Source organism: Dictyobacter vulcani, assembly GCF_008974265.1.
Taxonomy (GTDB): Bacteria; Chloroflexota; Ktedonobacteria; order Ktedonobacterales; family Ktedonobacteraceae; genus Dictyobacter; species Dictyobacter vulcani.
The window spans coordinates 4,186,328-4,205,785 of the sequence record NZ_BKZW01000001.1 but is presented as its reverse complement, the minus strand read 5'-3'; the positions used below and the strand labels follow the sequence as shown (position 1 = coordinate 4,205,785).

Annotated in this window: 22 protein-coding genes and 1 pseudogene; 8 read left to right on the top strand and 15 right to left on the bottom strand. The window is 49.9% G+C overall.

What is annotated here, in order from left to right; translation table 11 throughout:
* Positions 1-15: 15 nt before the first annotated feature.
* The 6 genes from KDW_RS17985 to KDW_RS17960 form a co-directional block, all read right to left on the bottom strand.
* Positions 16-384: an EsaB/YukD family protein gene (locus KDW_RS17985; protein ID WP_151757226.1), complete on the bottom strand. Its 369-nt coding sequence runs from the start codon at positions 382-384 to the stop codon at positions 16-18.
* A 174-nt stretch (positions 385-558) separates the two neighbouring features.
* A complete protein-coding gene (locus KDW_RS17980) occupies positions 559-864 on the bottom strand; it encodes a WXG100 family type VII secretion target (RefSeq protein ID WP_151757225.1) in 306 nt (101 codons plus the stop codon).
* 170 nt (positions 865-1,034) lie between these two features.
* Positions 1,035-1,973, bottom strand: coding sequence for a serine/threonine-protein kinase (locus tag KDW_RS17975; RefSeq protein WP_151757224.1), 939 nt, complete (start codon positions 1,971-1,973; stop codon positions 1,035-1,037).
* Positions 1,964-2,830: a protein phosphatase 2C domain-containing protein gene (locus KDW_RS17970; RefSeq protein ID WP_151757223.1), complete on the bottom strand. Its 867-nt coding sequence runs from the start codon at positions 2,828-2,830 to the stop codon at positions 1,964-1,966. Before KDW_RS17970 ends, KDW_RS17975 begins: the two co-directional genes overlap by 10 nt.
* 21 nt (positions 2,831-2,851) lie before the next feature.
* Positions 2,852-3,052 carry a hypothetical protein gene (locus KDW_RS17965; RefSeq protein ID WP_151757222.1) on the bottom strand — a complete coding sequence of 67 codons (201 nt, stop codon included), beginning with the start codon at positions 3,050-3,052 and terminating at the stop codon, positions 2,852-2,854.
* Positions 3,049-3,609, bottom strand: a complete 561-nt coding sequence (locus tag KDW_RS17960) for a vWA domain-containing protein (protein WP_162005343.1) — start codon at positions 3,607-3,609, stop codon at positions 3,049-3,051. The genes KDW_RS17965 and KDW_RS17960 overlap by 4 nt, the downstream gene beginning before the upstream one ends.
* Positions 3,610-3,809: 200 nt before the next feature.
* On the opposite strand from KDW_RS17960, the gene KDW_RS17955 reads away from it, so the two are divergent.
* The 3 genes from KDW_RS17955 (at position 3,810) to KDW_RS17945 (ending at position 6,100) form a co-directional block, all read left to right on the top strand.
* Positions 3,810-4,880: a TIR domain-containing protein gene (locus KDW_RS17955; RefSeq protein WP_151757220.1), complete on the top strand. Its 1,071-nt coding sequence runs from the start codon at positions 3,810-3,812 to the stop codon at positions 4,878-4,880.
* A complete protein-coding gene (locus tag KDW_RS17950) occupies positions 4,864-5,547 on the top strand; it encodes a hypothetical protein (protein WP_162005342.1) in 684 nt (227 codons plus the stop codon). Before KDW_RS17955 ends, KDW_RS17950 begins: the two co-directional genes overlap by 17 nt.
* 208 nt (positions 5,548-5,755) lie before the next feature.
* Positions 5,756-6,100, top strand: coding sequence for a hypothetical protein (locus KDW_RS17945; RefSeq protein ID WP_151757218.1), 345 nt, complete (start codon positions 5,756-5,758; stop codon positions 6,098-6,100).
* Positions 6,101-6,181: 81 nt separating this feature from the next.
* On the opposite strand, the gene KDW_RS17940 is transcribed toward KDW_RS17945, so the two are convergent.
* The 3 genes from KDW_RS17940 to KDW_RS17930 form a co-directional block, all read right to left on the bottom strand.
* Positions 6,182-7,174, bottom strand: a complete 993-nt coding sequence (locus tag KDW_RS17940) for an ABC transporter permease (RefSeq protein ID WP_151757217.1) — start codon at positions 7,172-7,174, stop codon at positions 6,182-6,184.
* A 101-nt stretch (positions 7,175-7,275) separates the two neighbouring features.
* Positions 7,276-8,976 (bottom strand): FHA domain-containing protein, encoded by a 1,701-nt coding sequence (locus KDW_RS17935; RefSeq protein ID WP_151757216.1) that lies wholly within the window; start codon positions 8,974-8,976, stop codon positions 7,276-7,278.
* Positions 8,970-9,245 carry an FHA domain-containing protein gene (locus KDW_RS17930; protein WP_162005341.1) on the bottom strand — a complete coding sequence of 92 codons (276 nt, stop codon included), beginning with the start codon at positions 9,243-9,245 and terminating at the stop codon, positions 8,970-8,972. The genes KDW_RS17935 and KDW_RS17930 overlap by 7 nt, the downstream gene beginning before the upstream one ends.
* Positions 9,246-9,604: 359 nt before the next feature.
* Between KDW_RS17930 and KDW_RS17925 the strand changes: the two genes are divergently transcribed.
* The 5 genes and pseudogenes from KDW_RS17925 (at position 9,605) to KDW_RS17905 (ending at position 15,314) form a co-directional block, all read left to right on the top strand.
* Positions 9,605-9,841, top strand: a complete 237-nt coding sequence (locus KDW_RS17925) for a hypothetical protein (protein ID WP_151757214.1) — start codon at positions 9,605-9,607, stop codon at positions 9,839-9,841.
* A 476-nt stretch (positions 9,842-10,317) separates the two neighbouring features.
* Positions 10,318-10,737 (top strand): nitroreductase family deazaflavin-dependent oxidoreductase, encoded by a 420-nt coding sequence (locus tag KDW_RS17920; RefSeq protein ID WP_151757213.1) that lies wholly within the window; start codon positions 10,318-10,320, stop codon positions 10,735-10,737.
* Positions 10,738-11,193: 456 nt separating this feature from the next.
* Complete coding sequence (locus KDW_RS17915; RefSeq protein ID WP_198925317.1) at positions 11,194-11,682, top strand: MarR family winged helix-turn-helix transcriptional regulator; 489 nt, start codon at positions 11,194-11,196, stop codon at positions 11,680-11,682.
* Positions 11,679-13,406, top strand: a complete 1,728-nt coding sequence (locus KDW_RS17910; RefSeq protein ID WP_151757211.1) for an ABC transporter ATP-binding protein — start codon at positions 11,679-11,681, stop codon at positions 13,404-13,406. The genes KDW_RS17915 and KDW_RS17910 overlap by 4 nt, the downstream gene beginning before the upstream one ends.
* Positions 13,403-15,314: pseudogene (locus tag KDW_RS17905) on the top strand (ABC transporter ATP-binding protein). Before KDW_RS17910 ends, KDW_RS17905 begins: the two are co-directional and overlap by 4 nt.
* 82 nt (positions 15,315-15,396) lie before the next feature.
* Here KDW_RS17905 and KDW_RS17900 read toward each other — a convergent pair.
* The 6 genes from KDW_RS17900 to KDW_RS17875 all read right to left on the bottom strand — a co-directional run bounded on the left by KDW_RS17900 (position 15,397) and on the right by KDW_RS17875 (position 19,457).
* Positions 15,397-16,161, bottom strand: coding sequence for an enoyl-CoA hydratase/isomerase family protein (locus KDW_RS17900; protein WP_151757210.1), 765 nt, complete (start codon positions 16,159-16,161; stop codon positions 15,397-15,399).
* Between the two features lie 66 nt (positions 16,162-16,227).
* Entirely contained in the window at positions 16,228-17,433 is a 1,206-nt protein-coding gene (locus tag KDW_RS17895; RefSeq protein WP_151757209.1) for a thiolase family protein, read from the bottom strand.
* 42 nt (positions 17,434-17,475) lie between these two features.
* Positions 17,476-17,997 (bottom strand): 1,2-phenylacetyl-CoA epoxidase subunit PaaD, encoded by a 522-nt coding sequence (gene paaD / locus KDW_RS17890; protein WP_151757208.1) that lies wholly within the window; start codon positions 17,995-17,997, stop codon positions 17,476-17,478.
* Between the two features lie 22 nt (positions 17,998-18,019).
* Entirely contained in the window at positions 18,020-18,475 is a 456-nt protein-coding gene (locus KDW_RS35055) for a Phenylacetic acid catabolic protein (protein ID WP_162005340.1), read from the bottom strand.
* Entirely contained in the window at positions 18,364-18,873 is a 510-nt protein-coding gene (locus KDW_RS35050; RefSeq protein ID WP_151757206.1) for a 1,2-phenylacetyl-CoA epoxidase subunit PaaC, read from the bottom strand. Before KDW_RS35050 ends, KDW_RS35055 begins: the two co-directional genes overlap by 112 nt.
* Entirely contained in the window at positions 18,873-19,457 is a 585-nt protein-coding gene (locus tag KDW_RS17875) for a hypothetical protein (protein ID WP_162005339.1), read from the bottom strand. Before KDW_RS17875 ends, KDW_RS35050 begins: the two co-directional genes overlap by 1 nt.
* Position 19,458 lies beyond the last annotated feature (1 nt).

Genomic DNA, 19,458 nt, shown 5'->3' with positions numbered 1-19,458 from the left:
AGGCACACAGAAACATCAAAAATTGAGGTCGCCTTTACTCCAACGTACGCCAATACCGCCTGTTCCGGGGCCGGGTGTAATTTGCCTGGGTATAAAGGATTTCTTTGGCTTTTTGGTCTCTTCAAGAGATCGCAGTGGTTGCAGAGAGAGTACTGCACCATCCAATATCCCGGCATCAATCAGTGTATGGGTATTCTTTAAGGCTGTTGTCTGTTCAGCTAAACATAAACACCAGAGCGCGGTTTCTTGCTGCTCGACAGTTGTTTCCTCATACCCACACAGATCCAGTAAAAAAGGCATCAGATCGCTGATGGGTATATCCCCGGGTAGTTCAAGGTCAAATGATTTTCGGTTGCCAAGAATAGTTACAAGAAGAGTTTGCATAAATTATACTCAAGTAGTGCCAGCAAATAAAACGATGTGAGATAGTATTGCTACCCTATCCTATAAAATATAGTATAGGATAAAAAACCTATACAGTGTGGATAGTGTTAGAGGTGCATATGCCAGTGTATCTACCAGCATATGCACCTTATTATTTGTAGAGGCTCAAACGTATTAGATCTGGAAGCCCTGGAAAGATTTTGAAACTGCTTGCTCCACCTTCTGGTATTCCTGGTTACTTGCGCTGAGGTTGACGTTGATGTCGTGAAGCATCTCTTTCATCTCTTTCGAGACTTTTTCCCAGGACTGTGATGCCAGCAAAAATTGATCATAACCACTTCCTTTCCAGACAGCTCCCAGCTTCTGGACTGCGCTGTTCACATTGGAAATGGCCTCTTCTAAATGAATAACGTTGGTATCAAATGTTTTTACCGCTGCATCCATTTCTCCGAAATCTGTTGCCACTTGATTGCCGCTCATAAAAAAACCTTTCTTGATAGGGTGGATAAAGCATTAACAAACTATAGAGACTTCAGATTTTAATTTGCTACTGGAATATCCCAATAATAGTATTACTAGCTATGAGACCATTCAGCATGCAAATCGTTCGATATCTAATTTACGACTTTCATCGAAAAATTGCAATGAGTCTATACGAAAGATGTACCCATCCACATAGACCACGTACTAAAATCTGGACAATCTTCGATCTTCTGGGCGTGCCAGGCCTGGTCAAACAAATCGCGTAAAGCAGGATTCATCTGTTCCAGGGTTCGGCGTATACGTCGCCAGCGTGGGAAGTCTTGCCGTTGTAATTCCTGCGGTGTGAAGAGCGATTCAGAGCCCTCAGGTGTTTCCGCACGCACGACCGGATTCCACCAGGTAAGCATTTCAGTCAGGAGGATAGCTCCCGCAAAGCGATCTCCATCGGGACGCCACTGCCCGCGCTCATCCTGTTTTGGATGCTGATAACCAGGTGAGCCGCGGCTACGCTTCTTTGGCATCTTCGTGCCCGGAATGTAGAGACTATCCAGATCAATTAATTGAATCTGGCGCATATCAGGACTCAGAAGAACGTTCCCGCCTGCAATATCGGTATGAGCCAGTGAACGTCCTTCTAAATTCCATAGAACATAGGCCATCGCGGCCGCCAGTTTACGGGCATTGGAGGGTGTATACTGCACACTGGCAACAGGATCTAGCATCAAGCCAGCCCAGGTACGACCCTCTATCCAGGGCATCAGTACCGCATATTCCAGGTCAGGAAAACGACGAATCAACTCGGGATATTGCTCCTGTGTCAGACAGAGACGCCGGGCCAGAAAAAGGCCGGGCGTATTCATATGTTGTGCCAGATAGCGGGTTATCTGAAGGGTAGAGCTATCACGAAATGCGGGCTTCATTACCTTCAAAGCATAGTCCTGCTTATCTCCCATATGCTGGATCCGATAAACAAATGCTTCACCACCTTCAAGCACAAAAACCTCTTGTCGGTCATCTGAAAAATAAGGATGAGGCAAAAAGCGATAGTAGGCCGTGCCGATTGGCAGCAGCATATCCTGGGTCGGATGGAACGTGCTCACCGCCATGTCACCTCTTCATTGTCTGCCGTCTGCCAGGAGAGATCAAATGCTGTCATGTCATCACTATCAGGCAATTCCAATAACTGCTGAACCCGGGCCAGCAATGTATTGTCATCCAGTGTAACCAGCGCTTCTCCTACGTCATTCAGACCATCCGTATGCACGGTCAAACGCTCCAGGGTTGTTAGCGAGCGACTCCAGGTATGCAATGCACCACGACACCCATGACGCGTTGACCAGCGACCGTCTTTATCTGTTTTCTCTCCCAGTAGAATGTACTGCTGGGGATTTAAAAAGAGGCGCGCCGTCACATTACCCATCCAGCAAAACAAACCATCTTTTAACTGCGCTGGCTGCCCGGCTTTGCTCACCTCATAATCCAGTCGTCCGCAAAAAAAGACCGTCTCACTCCCATAGTTCTGACATAAGTCATCCAGTACCTCGCGCACGAGATCGGGAACATCGGTTGGTTTCTCTAGCTTCATCAATTGTCCTTGAGCAGCAAGCGCCAGACGATTAAGCTGTCCCTCTAGTACGGCCTCTAATCTGGCTGGCCTCTCTGCTTGAACAGGTAACTCTTGTAACCATTTCACCAGATATGATGCCAGGCAGCAAGCGGCAAAGTCGCCTTTGTAGGAACTGCTTACGCCATCGCAAACACAGAAACTGAGCGCTGATCCATCCTTGCGATAAGAAACCATGGCGTAATCTTGATTAGGGAGTGACTGTTCTCGCGCCTCCCGACAACGAAACGAGAGCAAGCGAGCAATAGTAGAAGGTACTAATTCGGCGCGGGTAAAACTATCAATCACTTGATCGGTTTCCAGTATGCGAAAAGCACTTATAGCATTATCTGGCGGCATAGATACTTCTCTTCCTTATCATCATTTTAATTGCGTAGCTGAGGAGACGGCAAAGGCCAGTCGTACAAGGTCAGTGTGTGCCCCTGGAAAGAAGAGAGTCGCGCCACTCTGCAAATGATAACCATAGTTGTTGATATTCTGGCGATACGTCTCTGGCAGCGGAGAGGAAAGATGGAAAAGTAATCTGGCATATTCATTGGTAAGCTGACCGGGTTTGGTCACGCCCCCCAGGTATGCCAGTCAGAAACAGATGCACGCAGCATTTTATCCGCCACATAGACATTCTCGATGAGCACTGGCCCATCATTGACGGTCATCGTCTGGATACGCTTAATCAAACTGGAGGGGTCACTTTCAGTAAAGAGGGCATCAGTCAGATGGCAGACAAGAGGGGCTGGATAGGATTGAAAGCGGGCGATATTCTCCTGCAGCAATGTTTCTACGGCAGCAAAACCGGCCGTGGTATCTGTCTCACCACCTGCGCTCAGGATCGGCGTCCCTTCGCGTACCAGATCTGGGAGATCACGAATGCCACCTAACACATCCACAACTTCACTACTATAAGCCAGAATAGCGACTTTATATCTGCGTTGCACAACGCCGTCACGCATAGAGCGGCGCACCATATCCTTGATGACATCCCGTAATGCTCGATTCACCAGATCAATTTTGGTCATCGGGCCACATAGATCATTCATAGAATGGCTGGCATCAATCAAATAAATAATCAACGCAGGTGTCAATGACGTTGCTGGTTGGGTATACAACATACTATTCATACATACAAAACTCCCCGTACTATTGTGCTCTTGGCTACGGTCCGGTCTATTCCACGACCATAACGTTAGCATTTATGGTATAAAACGAAAATGCAACTATAGACTAGTACTACTTGAATAAGCATACCACACTCTGTTATACTTTCAGTCGCGATGACCGTCAAATAAATTTTCTACACAGTACTTCTAGGAGACGATTCATGGACGTTCCGAGAGTCTTCATTTGCTATTATCCAGGTACAACTCAAGATGTAGAGCAACAATTGGTTCGACAATTGTTTGATGACCTGCGCGCTTCTGGCACAGAGGTCATTACCGATGCAGGTAGGAATACAGATGAGGATTTTTCTCAATATATCGCTCGCTCACTGCCTACCTGTCAGTGGATAGTTTTCGTACAGTCGGCCGAGACAGTACAACACACCAGAACCCGCACGATCTTTAGCGCTGCCCAGACACTCGCAGAACAGCAAGATACAGAACTCTTACGCCTGATTCCGACTCCCACAGAGACGGTTCAAGGGCCTTATGAATGGGCAGAACTTAATACCATCAATATTGCACTGGACTATCCCAAGGCGCTAGAAAAGCTCTTATTTATTCTCTCACTTGGAGATACAAACAGCTTGCATAAGGTGGAAGCGCCCGAGCCTTCTCGCCTGCCCAAACGGATCAGCAATTTCACTTCCCAGGCTGCTACCTATGATCGGCCCCTGGCACCACCACCCAGGATGGTCAGGTTGCGAGACATGCCCTATACTATTGGCCGTAAAAACATGGTCATTGGTTCAATAGCACTGACCTCGCTGATTGTGCTCGCCAGTCTCATTATTATCCTGGTAAATGTATTGCGTCCCAAACCACCAGCACCTGTACCTAATCCAATTGCTGGCAATGCCTATTTTACAAGCTCGGAATTATTTAACAATGACGGCACAAAAGGTGCCAATGACGGCCTCAACGTAATTTTAAATAATCTCACTCCCCCTCATGCTGACAAGAGCTATTATGTCTGGTTATTGGCCGATGCCCAGGCAGGTGAAGCAAATACGATTCCACTGGGCAAACTCTCTGATATTCATGATAATATCGCGACACTGTCTTATGTCAGCCCCACCCATAATAATCTGCTCGCGTTGGGGAGCCGCCTCCTGGTAACCGAGGAAAGCAGTACGGTCCCCCCGGCACGCCAACCACCGATAAAAGTATGTGGCGCTATTATTCAGAAATCCCCAGGGAAATTCTTCTTCCAGTATGCCCATGGGCGGTAATGACAGTTCGATGAATATGTCTGGTAAAACCCAGTTGGATCATCTAAGGCATTTGCTCTATCAGGATCCTACCTTACAAAACAAAGACCTGAATATCAATCTCCAGGGTGGGGTCGCCTTCTGGTTCCATCAAAACCTGCAACGCGTCATGATGCAAGCCAAAGATGCGCGTGACAAGAACAATGTCAACACCACAAAAAATGATGCCATTAAAATCCTGGACTATATTGATGGAACACAATACGTTTCACGCGATGTTCCACCCAAAACAAAAATCCTTGTCGATAGCAAAATCGCTCGCATCGCCCTGTTGACCCTTGACTCCGAACATGAGAAACCGACTGGCTTTGATCGACTGATGGGACACCATCTGACTGGTTTGATCGAAGCACCCGCTATCACAGCGGACGAGAAGCAACAGATTAACCAGGTGAATGCGGCCCTCAACCGCATCGTCGATATGTTAGGCCAGATACATAACGATGCTACCAAACTCGTTGCCAATCCTAACGATACAAATAGTCTGGATGATCTTTATACGCAAAGCACAAACGCATACTATGGCCAATTCGATTCAGCTACCGGCGATCGTACCGGCGGCGCAATCTGGATCTATGATCACATTCAGCACCTATCCAGCTTTACCGTCAAAAAATACGGAGCTTGATTACTGTCTTCTGGCAGTACAATGTCTGCTCATGAGCACCAGCGCAGGTCTACCAACCAGGAATAGCCTGCGCTGATCCACCTTCTCCAACCCTCTCCCTTCCCCGATACTATATTCTTGTCCACAGCTATGGTATCATTGCCTTCCAGGCTGATTCATCCATTATAATGAGATGAGAGTACACATCAGTCAAAGAGGAGTCATTTTTATGAAAAGTACAGATACCAGCAAAGCGACAACGCCAGTACAGCCAGAAAATGGTGATGATAAACAACCTGAAGTCGCAGGAGCTACAGAGGAAAATGCAAAGGCCGGGCAAGAGGATGAAAACACTTCAGCCAGAGTGACAAAAAAAACGTCAACCGCCAGTATCCATTCTCATAACCTTCCCTATGCCATGAACATACTCATACCCACCAGGATGACGAAGTTGCGGAAAATCCGACACCCGTCAAAAATCCTCGTGCAGCAGCAAATAAAAAGACCAAAATTAAGATGGCCAAACAATCGCGTAGACAAAACCGCAGACGTTAAATTTCACGCTCATGTGTAGATGAGAAAGTGCCTGGATTGCTCGTCCAGGCACTTTCTCATTACTCTACCAGGCAGTATTTAAGAGCGGGCGTCCTTACGTTTAAGGAAGATGCCAATGACAATCATCAGGACAACCACAATGCCTCCAGAGCCGCCCAGGAGACGAGCAAGCGTTGCATGGCCTCGGCGTGACTGTAGATGGAGAAGAGCGTGCCATGATAGGTATAATCATCGCCAAAGAGTTTATCGCCCCGGTGGTGTCAGCATGCAGGCCGATGGAGGATCCCAGGGCCGCCATGGCCCAGCGAGTGGGAAAGACCATCGACATGATTTGTGTCACCCAATCCTTGAGCGGAATAATGGCTCCCGAAAAGATCACTTGCGGTAGCAGAATAATCGGCACAAGACTGATCGCACGATCATTATTGGGCGCAATCGCCGAAATGGTTAAGCCGATCATCAGACCACCCAGCGAGGTCAGACTGAGCGTGATATAGGTCTCCAGCATTGGTGGAAGAAAGATACCCTGACGCAGCGGTTCACCAATCTGCACAACCAGGGTCAGGATCGCACTCTGGAAAAGACAGAGCAGACCCAGCACAACAACTTTCGAGAACATATACGGCAGAATACCCAGGTTCACAGTACGCTCACGTCGATAGATTGCGGCTTCCTTGACGATCTCGCGCGCACCGTTGATACAGCCAAAGAGAACAGTAGCAAAGGCCATAATGAACAAGACTTTTTGCGCGTCCGCGCCTGGTCCCTGAATCAAAAAGGGCTGCAGTGCCTGGGCGACACTACCTTTTTGCTGGACAAAGCTCTGCGCGGCAGCATCTGTATGCAGAAAGTCCATCACCTTCTGGCAGTCGATCAATTCTACCTGTTTGGCCTGCGGCAATGCTAATGGACCAGCATTGGTCAGGATCTGGGTGCGACACTGTGTCAGTTTGTTGGCATCAAAAACTCCAGCACCGACCTCGAAGCGCACCATCAATACCAGCATGATCGCAATGACTGGAGCCTGTAAGAGCAGAATGAGCAGGTTGCCAACGTCATTTTTGAGCAGTTCCAGATAACGTGATGAGAGCAAGATAAATTGTGTCCACCCGCTACCAGACTTGACGTGTGGATGTACTTTTTTGGTATGCGTACCCGTGCTCTCCGCCAGTTTCTTTTGCGCCTGACTTTCGCTCAGGGAGTTGCCACATAGCGCAAATAATCCGGAGAGTTACGGAAGCGCTCCTCCGCCTGCTGTGGAATATCTGGCTGATCCTTCGTTGGTTCTAACGCACTATAGATTTCACTAAAATCGGATTTCTGAAAGAAATCCTTGGCCTCATTAGGTGGACCAAAGTACGCCAGGCGACCACCCTGGGCCAGAAAACAGACGTAATCACACGTATTGATATTATTGGTCGCATGGGTAACCAGTACGATGGTGCGACCCCGGTCAGCCAGCCGGCGCAAGAGCGTCATCATTTTACGATCCAGACCGGGATCCAGTCCAGAAGTGGGCTCGTCAAGAAAAAAGACACCGGGATTAGCCAGCAGTTCGAGCGCGATTGAGACGCGTTTACGCTGTCCTCCTGAAAGCTTGCTGACCAGCAAACTACGCCGCTCGGTCATTTCTACGTCTTCGAGCACCTCATCGATACGCCAGGAGATCTGTTCTTTAGTAAAGTCACCCGGTAGCCGCAATTTGGCCGCGTAGTAGAGCGCGCGCTCAACGGTGAGATCGCGATGCACAATATCATCCTGCGGCACATAACCAAGCTGTGTGTTAAAGGCCGCCAGATTGCTATAGTAATCGACATCGTTATACAGCACCACACCATCCTGGGCCGGCCGTAAACCATTCAAGGCATCCATCAAGGTTGATTTTCCAGCCCCCGAACCACCCACCAGGGCCACAAACTTACGGGGAGGGATAACCAGCGAGATATCATTGAGCAGGACAATATTATTGGTACCACTCTTTTTCAGGTGAAACGCCTCAATCCGAATATGGTTACTCTCATCGTACTGCCGTAACTCGGTCCCGGTGTATGTTAAGCGGTAGGGACCAATGCGGATCTCATCACCGGTACGCAACAACTGGGTACTGACGGGCTCGCCATTGATATAGACATGATTGGTACTATTATTGTCGAGCAAACGGTACCCGCCAGCAACCTTTTCCACGATAGCATGATGCGCCGAAACCTGAGGATGGTTAAGGACAACCATATTATCAGGAGTGCGCCCAATCGTGAGTTGTCCCTCCTGCAAAATAATCGGCGGCATTTGAGGCCATTGTTCTACAGGGGCCTCCGTACCCGCGTCATAGGTCAGGGTTACCAGCGCCCCATGCTCATCCCCGATACGGAAAATATCCCCGGCCTGTAATTGTCGGCGGAACGGCTCATTGCCAAGGATATGTTGTCCCTGATACCACAAACCATTTAGCGTGCGACCACGGCGAGGATGAGGGTGAATCAGAAATAGCTTGTCCTCCTCCTGCACAATCTGTGCATGGTTACCAGAGATAATGGGCGAGTTAATGACAATCTCATTATCGGGCGTACGCCCGATATTTATCACCTTCTGATTGAGAGCATAGATCTGACGATCACTATTTGTATTGTTACTCACCAGCAAAGAAGGCATCTTGTTGGCCTGCAAATGCGCCAGTTGCGTCCCCTCAGGAGATCCAGGCGGCAACATGTTACTCAGCCGTTCAGTCCTGATATGTTGGGGTACCGCTTGTCCAGGAGGAGAAAAGGGGGGGGGTGGAGCAGGTGCTGGTGTCTGGAAAACAGGAGGATTAGGAGTAAGGGGTCCAGGCGCCGGAGTCTGGACATCTGGTTGACGCAAGAAAAAGACAAAACTGATAGTTGGATTCAGTTTTACCACACTATTATGGTGAAGCGCCCCCTGTTGTATCCGCTGCTCATCAAGGGCAATCTGATTATTTTGAGAGATATTTTCAACAATCCACGTATTACCAAACCAACGAAGACGGCATGGTGCCTCGAAACACGAGGGTCCGAGACAACAATATCATTCTGTGCATCACGGCCAAGCGAGATGATCGGCTTGTCAAGAAAAATAACTTTTTCAGCCAGTGGACCATCTAAAAAACGCACTGCCGCCTCAGCAAAAGGCTTCTGTACTATTCCCAAGAGTAGAACTCCTCGCGCAACATATTGGCCAGAAAGCACACTCATCTACTTTCCAGCACATTATCTTCCCTTTTATCAACGCTGGAAACACAAATATTTAACTACCATATTAAAAAAATCCTGGCGTTAAGTACCAATCCACTAAACGTATTATAGGGCAAAATACTGAAAGCATTGTGTTCCCACTGGAAGTAGCGTATACTCAGAAGACTTTCTATTCGTTCTTACATATGCTATATTTGCACGCGCTAGAAATCCCCATAAGCTTGAGTTCAAATAATTTAAAGTTTATGAGCAGCAGCAATATGCATATGTAAACCAGTATACCCTGTATCAGGGAAAAGATTGGAGGTACTTCGATGAAAAACCGCTACTATGTTCAGCCGCTTTCAGAGCAAACCTTTATTATTCGTGAACGCATCTCTGCCCAAAAAGGACCAGGCCCCAACGACCGTGTGATCCAGTCGTTCAGCATACGCCATGATGCATATAGATATGCTCATCAGATGAACGAGACACCTGCGAACAACACTGTTGAAACCCAAAAAGTTGAACAGCAACACAAGAAAGAACATCTTATTGCAGCTACTCTCTAAGATTTTTTTGCGTATTGATGGCGGATATACAAGCAGCTGGTGTACTCAATTCAGCCTGACCAGACCTGATACAACGATAAGGCCAGTTGGATTTGCACCAGTGCAGCAGTACGCTCGCCATGCGTGCCAACACACATTTGCTCCCGCTCCATCTCCCCTGAAGCTGCTGTAACACAACCACAGCGGCTTTATCCTCATGCGCCTTGCCATCTTCTACATTTATTATGCCATAATATTATTTATTTACCACTTTCAAGCTATTTCACACAGCGAAATAAAAAAAGATTTGGGAATAAAACTATTGAAGCTCGGTGTTGTTCCTTATGGAAATAGCGGGGGGATGTGCTGCAATTATTTGGCCTTGTACAGGTAGAGTACCTCCCGCATTGTTGGTCTTTCAAAGCAATGAATAGACGGACAAGCGAGCACAGACGACACAATGAAGATTACAATGATTATAAGAAGGAGCTTTTTGTATGGCTAACCCAAATGATTGGAACCAGCAGATTATTAATGAATTTCGCGCCAATGGCGGCAAGGTCGGAGGCCCATTTGAAGGCGCTTATATGCTGCTGCTAACCAGCACAGGCGCCAAAAGTGGTCAACCACGCACAACACCCCTGGTCTATCTGCCAGACGGTGAGCGCATGGTCATCTTCGCATCCAAAGCAGGTGCACCAACCAATCCTGATTGGTATCACAACCTGATCGCTAATCCAGAGGCGACCGTTGAAGTCGGCACAGAAACCCTCAAAGTAAAGGCGACCGAAGCCACTGGCGAGGAGCGCAATAACCTCTATGCACGCCAGGTCAGCATTGCACCTGGATTTGGTGAGTATCAGCAGAAAACCACCCGCCAGATTCCAGTGATTGTTTTAGAGCGCATTCAGGGTTAATTCTCTAGCTCAGAGAAAGCCAGCAACAACGATGCAATGTATACATCGTTGTTGCTGGCTTTCTTTTATTGTGCAGCCTTATGGTGGCATGGCTTTCAATCAACATCATCTCAAAGGATCAAGAGATGTAAAAAGCGTAGGTTCGACCCTTTGGGTCGATTGGTTACCCCCACGATACCTTCACAGCCGCAGGATCACACGTAGCAAGGCGTACAGAGGCTTGATCATGGGAAAAGGAGGATATCGTGCAGGCACCAATCGACCCAAAGGGTCGAACCTACCTGTGTGCTTTTCTTGATCCTTTAAAGTCATTGGGCCATGTCTGGTGATAAAAAGCGTAAGCGACAATGCGTGAAAAGAGTGATTGACAGGATAATTTTTTGTAGATATAATTAGGTTACCAAATTAATTATCTACAAAATTATTTGCCATCCTATGCAAAAAGGAGGTGCGCAATTGTACGTACAGGACAATGCAACGGCGCGACAGCTCCTGCGGTCTTTTATGCAGTTCGATCGAGCAGAGTGGCATAAGAGGTCGATTGAAGGCTGTAAGCCAAGTGAGATCAAAGTATTACTATGTATTAAAAGAAATGTCGCGCCTCCTACCCAGGAAATGAAGGTATCAGAGATCAGCAGGCTTTTACATGTCACCTCGCCTATGGTCACACAGCTGTTGAAACGGCTGGAGGCTGATGGATTGGTGGAACGCCATAGCGATCCTTCAGATCGGCGCACCGTTGGCATCAAGTTGACCGAGAAAGGTGATCTCATCGCAACAAAAGCGGCTGAGGCCTTTTTTGCTTCGCTCCACGGATTGATCGAGTATCTGGGTGAAGAACAAAGCCAACAACTTGCTGAACTTTTAATCAGCGTATCAACATACTTCAACGGAAAAGAAGCCGCCCTACAACATACATACTGGAGCGGAAGCGAGGAAGCATGATCAAGTTATTCAGATTTTTAAAGCCATATCGCTGGTATGTGGCACTAGTCGTGGTTCTGGTCCTTTTACAGTCTCTGTCGGATCTTTATCTGCCAACACTGATGGCTGATATCGTGGATACAGGCATTGTCAAAGGAGATACCAATTATATCTTACGGGTCGGTGGCTTTATGTTGCTGATCGCGGTGGGCGGCACCTGCTGTTCAGTTATAGCCAGCTACTTCTCATCAAAAAGCGCCGTTGGCTTTGGTCGTATCGTGCGTGCCAAAATCTTTCACCGTGTCGAGCAGTTCTCGCTCCACGAGTTTGATCAGATTGGCACCGCATCCTTAATTACGCGCACCACCAATGACACAACCCAGGTACAGCAGATCCTGATTATTATGTTGCGCATGATGATCAGCGCACCACTGACCTGTATTGGTGGTATCATCATGGCGCTGTCCCAGGACGTACAGCTCTCCTGGGTCTTTGTGGCGGCGATTCCGATTATCATCATCTCTATCCTCATTATTACCGGCAAAGCTATCCCGCTCTTCAAGGTTATGCAGCTCAAAATTGATAAGCTGAACCTGGTATTAGATGAGGGACTGACCGGCGTACGTGTTATTCGTTCCTTTGACCGTATTGCGCATGAAAAACAACGCTTTGATAACGCCAATGAGGACCTGACCAATACCGCGATCAAAGTCAACCGCACGATTGCGTTTCTGATGCCGTTGATGATGCTGTTGCTAAACTTTACGACGATCGCCATTGTCTGGTTTGGTAGTATCCGCATCAACAATGGAGATATGAAAATTGGTGCCCTGATCGCATTTCTCCAGTACGCCATGCAGATTATGTTCTCGCTGATCATGGTCTCGATGATGTTTGTCATGCTTCCCCGTGCCTCAGCGTCAGCCGAGCGTATCAACAAGGTGCTGGACATCGAGCCCGAGATCGTGGATGCAAAAAAACTGCAACACGGCGGTCAGAAAAAAGGGTATGTGGAATTCAAACACGTTACCTTCAGCTATCCTGGCGCAGAACAGCCAGCCCTTGAAGACATCACCTTCCAGGCCAATCCCGGTGAAGTCACCGCCATTATTGGAGGAACCGGTGCGGGTAAATCGACGTTGGTTGGTTTAATCCCACGCTTCTATGATATCGATGAGGGCAGTATCCTGGTAGACGGTATCGATGTGCGTGAAATGGCCCAGGAAGAGCTACGCTCAAAAATTGGTTTTGTGCCACAAAAGGCCGTACTCTTCACCGGTAACATCGCTGAAAACATTCGCTATGGTAAAGAGGACGCCAGCATCGAAGAAGTTGAACATGCAGCGCTCGTGGCACAGGCAACCGAATTTATCTCAGAGATGAAAGATGGTTTCGACTCCACGATTGCCCAGGGTGGTAACAACGTCTCCGGTGGTCAGAAACAGCGTCTCTCGATTGCGCGCGCCCTGGTACGACAGCCCGAGATCTACATTTTTGATGACAGTTTCTCAGCCCTGGACTTCAAGACTGATGCCCGATTACGCTCCGCACTCAAAGATGAGACGAGAAAATCAACCGTCCTGATCGTGGCGCAGCGCGTCAGTACCGTGATGGACGCCGATCGCATTATCGTCCTGGATGAAGGAAAGATTGTTGGTATCGGCACTCACCGTGAACTGTTGGAGAGCAGCAAGGTTTACTATGAAATCGTCTCCTCACAGCTTTCAATGGAGGAAATAGCATGAGCCAGGAACGTGGAGTACGACGTCCACCAGCAGGCGGGGGCATGGGCATGGGACCCGGTGGACGCCCGGGTATGGGCATGGGAATGCCGGTTGAGAAAGCCAAAGATTTTAAAGGTACGATCAAACGGCTCGCAGGCTATCTGATGCCGCATAAGTTTCTGCTGGCAATCGTCTTTATCGCAGCGATTATCAGTACCATCTTTAATATCGTAAGCCCAAGATTCTTGGTCAGGCAACTACCAAGCTGTTCGAAGGTCTGATAGCTAAATTTAAGGGCGTGCCAGGAGGCGGGGTTGATTTTAATGCCATCTGGAACATTTTGATGTTCCTGGCAGTTCTATATATCATCAGTTCAGTCTTTGCGTACATCCAGCAATATATCATGGCAAGTGTGGCCCAGCGGACCGTCTATGATCTGCGCAAACAGGTCGAAGAAAAACTGTCTCGCCTGCCATTAAAGTTCTTTGACTCACGCACCCATGGTGAAATCCTGAGTCGCGCCGTCAATGATATGGATAATATCAGCAGCACCTTACAGCAAAGCCTGACGCAGTTGATTACCTCGCTGGTAACGATCATTGGCGTTATTGTGATGATGCTGACGATCAGTCCCTTGCTCACACTGGTAGTAGTGCTGACCATTCCCTTGAGTCTGGTCGTGACCATCGTGGTGGCCAAACGCTCACAGACATACTTTGTGGGACAGCAGAGAGCGCTGGGCGAATTGAATGGACACGTTGAAGAGATGTATGCCGGTCATAAGATCGTCAAGGCCTTTGGTTTTGAGCGTCGCTCGATCGATGAATTCGATAAACTTAATGAGAAGCTCTATGAGTCTGGCTGGAAGGCTCAATTTATCTCGGGCACCATCATGCCGCTGATGATGTTTATTGGTAACCTGGGCTATGTCTTTGTCAGCGTCATCGGTGGTATTCTGGTCACCCAGAACGCCATCCAGATCGGTGATATCCAGGCGTTTATCCAGTATTCACGCCAGTTCTCGATGCCGATCACGCAGCTGGCAAATATCGCAAATATCATTCAATCCACGGTAGCCTCAGCCGAGCGCGTCTTTGAACTATTGGATGAGCAGGAGGAGATTCCTGAAGCCGTTGAGGCCAAAGTCATCGAGGCTCCCCACGGAGCGGTCCAGTTTGATCATGTCAAATTTGGCTATAAACCTGATGTGCCACTGATGGAAAACATGAATATCGATGTCAAACCTGGCCAGACCATCGCTGTGGTTGGACCAACCGGTGCTGGTAAGACCACGCTGGTCAATCTCTTGATGCGTTTCTACGAACTCGATGGTGGGCGCATCCTGGTAGACGGCGTTGACATCACCGATCTGAAGCGTGGTAACTTGCGCAACATGTTTGGCATGGTGCTACAGGATACCTGGCTCTTCAATGGGACAATCCGCGACAATATTGCCTATGGGCGCGAAGGTGCCACTGAGGAAGAAGTTATTCAGGCCTCAAAAGCTGCCCATGCTGACCACTTCATCAGGACCCTACCGGATAGCTACAACACGATCCTGAATGAAGAGGCGACCAACATCTCGCAGGGACAAAAACAGCTCCTGACGATCGCGCGCGCCATCCTGGCCAATCCTCGATCCTGATCCTGGATGAGGCCACGAGTAGTGTGGATACGCGTACCGAGATCTACATCCAGAAAGCTATGAGCGAGCTGATGAAGGGTCGTACCAGCTTTGTGATCGCGCACCGGCTCTCAACTATTCGCGACGCGGATCTGATCCTGGTGATGAATCACGGCAGTATCATCGAGAAAGGGACACATGAAGAGCTGCTGGCCCAGAAAGGCTTCTATGCCGACCTGTACAACAGCCAGTTTACAGGCGGAGCGGCAGCCGGAGCCATACAGGTTCCTGAAAATGTAATGTAATGTAGATATCGTCGTGAGGCGGTAAACACAAAAGCGAGCCGGTGAATATGCATGTATATTCACCGGCTCACTGCTTATACTTTTACTGACCGCTAAAACGCGGTGCACGCTTCTCCAGAAAAGCCTGGAGGCCTTCAGCATGGTCCTGGCTCCGGCCAGCAATCTCTTGCATTTCTGCCTCATAATCCAGCATATCTTCAAGGCTGGAGCTGGCGCTACGGCGCAGGAGCTGTTTGGTCAGACCAAAGGACAGTGTAGGACCCTGAGCCAATTCGGTAGCGAATAAGCGGATATCTTTCTCAAAGCCCTCAGCGGGAAAGATACGATCCACCAGTCCCATCTCAAACGCTTCCTCTCCACTTATACGTGGTGAAAAAGTCATCAGGTCATAGGCTTTGGTCCAGCCAATAATGCGCGGTAGAAAATAACTCATGCCACTATCCGGAACCAGGCCAATGCGACTAAAAGCCGGCGTAAAAAAGGCTTTTTCCGAGGCCAGGCGCAGATCGCAGGCCAGCGTCAATGAAAAGCCAGCACCAGCTGCCGCCCCATTAACAGCCGCCAGAACTGGCTTCTCCAGTTGCTGCAACAACTTGATCACGCGATTATAGTGGCTCAAGTGCGCCTGAAACGACACATTGCGCCCCTGCACCTCTTTCAGATCCTGTCCCACCGAAAAAGCTCGGCCAGATCCAGTGAGTACAACCACACGGACCGCGGGATCCTGAGCCTGTTCCAGAGCATTACCCAGTTCAACCAGCATCTCGGTCGTAACGGCATTCAAGGCCTCTGGACGATTCAAGGTCAGGGTCAAAACCCCCTCTTGCTGTTGCGATATAATCGTCATACGTATGCACATCCTCCCATAAATGAACTATTCCATCATTATAACTCACACGAAGCAAGTGCTAGATTAGAGTCGTTCAATAATGGTAGCAATGCCCTGACCAACGCCAATACACATACAGGCCAGGCCGTAACGTCCATTGCGACGGCGCAGCTCATACAGCAGTGTGGTCAGGATACGTGCGCCAGAGGCACCGAGTGGATGTCCAAGCGCGATGGCCCCACCATTGACATTCAGCTTCTCGACAGGAATCTCTAGCTCACGCATACATTGCAGGGATTGGGCAGCAAAGGCTTCGTTCAACTCTACCAGATCCATATCGGCAATCGAGAGGCCAGCGCGTTGCAGGGCCTTGCGGGCCGCAGGAATGGGTCCGAGCCCCATGTAGGCGGGATCAACTCCAGCGACGGCGGTCGAGACGATGCGGGCCAGCGGTTTGAGCTGATGGGATTGAGCATACTCGCGGGAGGCAAGGATCAGGGCGGCCGCGCCATCATTGATGCCGGCCGAGTTGCCCGCAGTCACAGTGCCACCATCTTTTTTAAAGGCTGGCCTGAGTTTGCTCAGGGCTGCCAGTGAGGTATCGGCGCGCGGATGCTCATCCTTGATAATGCTGAGCGGCTCACCTTTTTTCTGGGGCACGCTTACTGCTATCAGTTCGTCGGCAAAGCGCCCGGCTTCCTGAGCCGCCACGGCCCGCTGCTGGCTGCGCAAAGCAAACTCATCCTGTTCGGCCCGGGACAGCCCGTGGCGCTCGGCCACATTTTCGGCGGTTTCACCCATACTATATGGATAATACTGTTCAGCCAGGCGAGGATTGGTGAAGCGCCAGCCCAGGGTGGTATCGTACATGGTGATATTGCCGCGGGGATAGGCCGCTTCGGCTTTGCCCATCACAAATGGGGCACGCGTCATACTCTCGACGCCGCCAGCCACAAATAACGCTCCCTGCTCAGACCAGATAGCCTGGGAGGCGGTATTGACCGCCTGCAAACCAGAGCCACAGAGACGATTAACGGTCTGACCGGCTACTGTAACAGGGAGTCCCGCTAAGAGCAGGGACATCCGCGCCACGTTGCGGTTATCTTCACCCGCCTGATTGGCGCAACCCAGGATTACATCCTCGATCTCATCGCCCGCAATCCCGGCGCGCTTGACGGCCTCATGGATAGCCAGAGCCGCCAGATCATCAGGACGAACATCTTTAAGGACACCATTATAGCGCCCGATCGGGGTACGGACAGCGGCCAGAATCACTGCTTCCTGTGACATAAATATGATTTCCTTCCCACTTCTTTGGAGGATACGACAAGCTTAAATCGGCTTGAATTGTTCAAAAGGTTGGTGACAGTTCGCGCAGTAGGCAATAGCCCGACAGGGAGTAGGCCCAAACGTATTTTCCAGGCTGGTCTGTTGCGAACCACAATAAGGACAGGTGAGTGGCTTCTGCATCAGCACAGGTAAGAGCGGTCCACGGCCGACCTTTGGTGGCGGCGCGATCCCGACGTGTCTGAGCTTCTCCTGAGCTTCCTCACTCAACATATCACTGGTCCAGGATTGCTCCATGCTCACCAGCACCTCGACATTTGTAGTGAACTGCAACAAACACTCGCGAATCGTCAATTGGATCTGGCTGAGCGCAGGACAGCCTGCAAAGGTAGGTGTAATCGTGACGCGCAGAGCCGTGGGCTCGCTATCAATCTCGATGCGGCGCACAATTCCCATATCCACCACCGAAATCGCCGGCAATTCTGGATCTGGTACCGTCCGCAGAGCATCCCAGACCTGCTGCTCGGTGACTACTTGATTGGTTGGTATTGGAATTGGCTCAGACATCGTACACCTCCTGTGCGTGTAACTACCAGCTAGCCTGAGGATCCAGGCGATAGACCATCGTCATCTGCTCCCACAGGTCCGCGAAGTCCGCGTTATGCTGTCCCTGGCGACCACCATAGCGGGCTGGTACAGTAGATCTTAGCACCTCTGCGCGATCCCGGTCTTCCGCAACACCAGCACGCGAGACACGCTCCAGAGGGACAGGCAAATTCAATTGCGTGATGATGGGAGCGATACTACTCAACCACTGCTGCTGCAAGACTTCTGATGCGTCAGGAAGGATACCAGCCGCCAGCAGAGTCTCCTCGTCGGCAAACGGCTCAAAGATCCCCAGAGCATCCGGCCAGAGTTGGACCAGGGCCTGCTCTAATAACTGGCGAGCTTCGGGAGTGCCATTGGCCAGGCGTTGCAGCCAGGTGCCAATATGCATCTGGTGATATGTCTCTTCCCGCTGGATCTTGGCGATTGCCTGGGCCAATGGTGCATAGACCGAACCTTGCAGGCTGGCCAGATCGCGAGCGATCTGATCGCCGTCTCATAGTAGAAACGACGAGCGATGGTAAAAGCCCAGTTGCCACGCCGATGTTCTACCAGTTGAATCTGGCGATAGTCTTCAATCTTGCGACCATAAGCAATATCATCAGGACTGACACCGGTTAAAGCCGCCACCTCTTGATAAAAAAGTCGGGCATGACCAATCTCATCCTGAGCAATAGAGCTACAGGCCACATCTTCTTCCAGCATCGGCGCCACGCCGGTCCATTCTGAATCCCAGTAGCCCAGGATAAATTCATCATCGGCCAGGGCCAGCAGCATGTTACTTAAAGGCTGCCTGAGCTCAACAGGCACACTGGTGGCATCCGCCATCTTCATCATCAGTGACTCGCTTCCTCGGCCTTCACACGCTGGCGGGCCTGTGCTAATTTTTCACGGATATCGTAACCATCCAGGCGGCGATATGAACGATCCAGCGGCGGCTTAAGCAGGTCTGGCAGATCCAGGAGAGCAATAGCCGCCAATGGACAGAGCCAGAAGCGCAGGTAAACACCTGCATGCTCTCTGGCCAGTTGTAACGCAGCAGCCTCGGCCTCAGCAAGGCCGGAAGCTTCCAGGTTATGGAGCCAGAGCATGGGCCGCCCTGGCTGCTGTTGCGCAAAGAGCGCAAAGGTTTCTGGAGTGCCTGACACTTCGCTGGCGGCTTGTTCAGCTACGGCAGCGGGATTCGCATCAGCCAGAAGTTCGACCATCCGGCGGCGTGGAATAATCCAGATCTTATCGCTCTCCTGCCGACGACCATAAAACTCGCGGGCATAGTGGACCGCCAGTTCTGGATCGGGCGCGCGCAGGTTGCCACCATGACGTGGCAGAGGATCGCGGCCAGCCTGTTGAAAAATTTCAAACACCTCGCCCTCATCGACTGAGGTCGAGTAAGCCGTAGATAAGGCATTGGGCTCCAACATA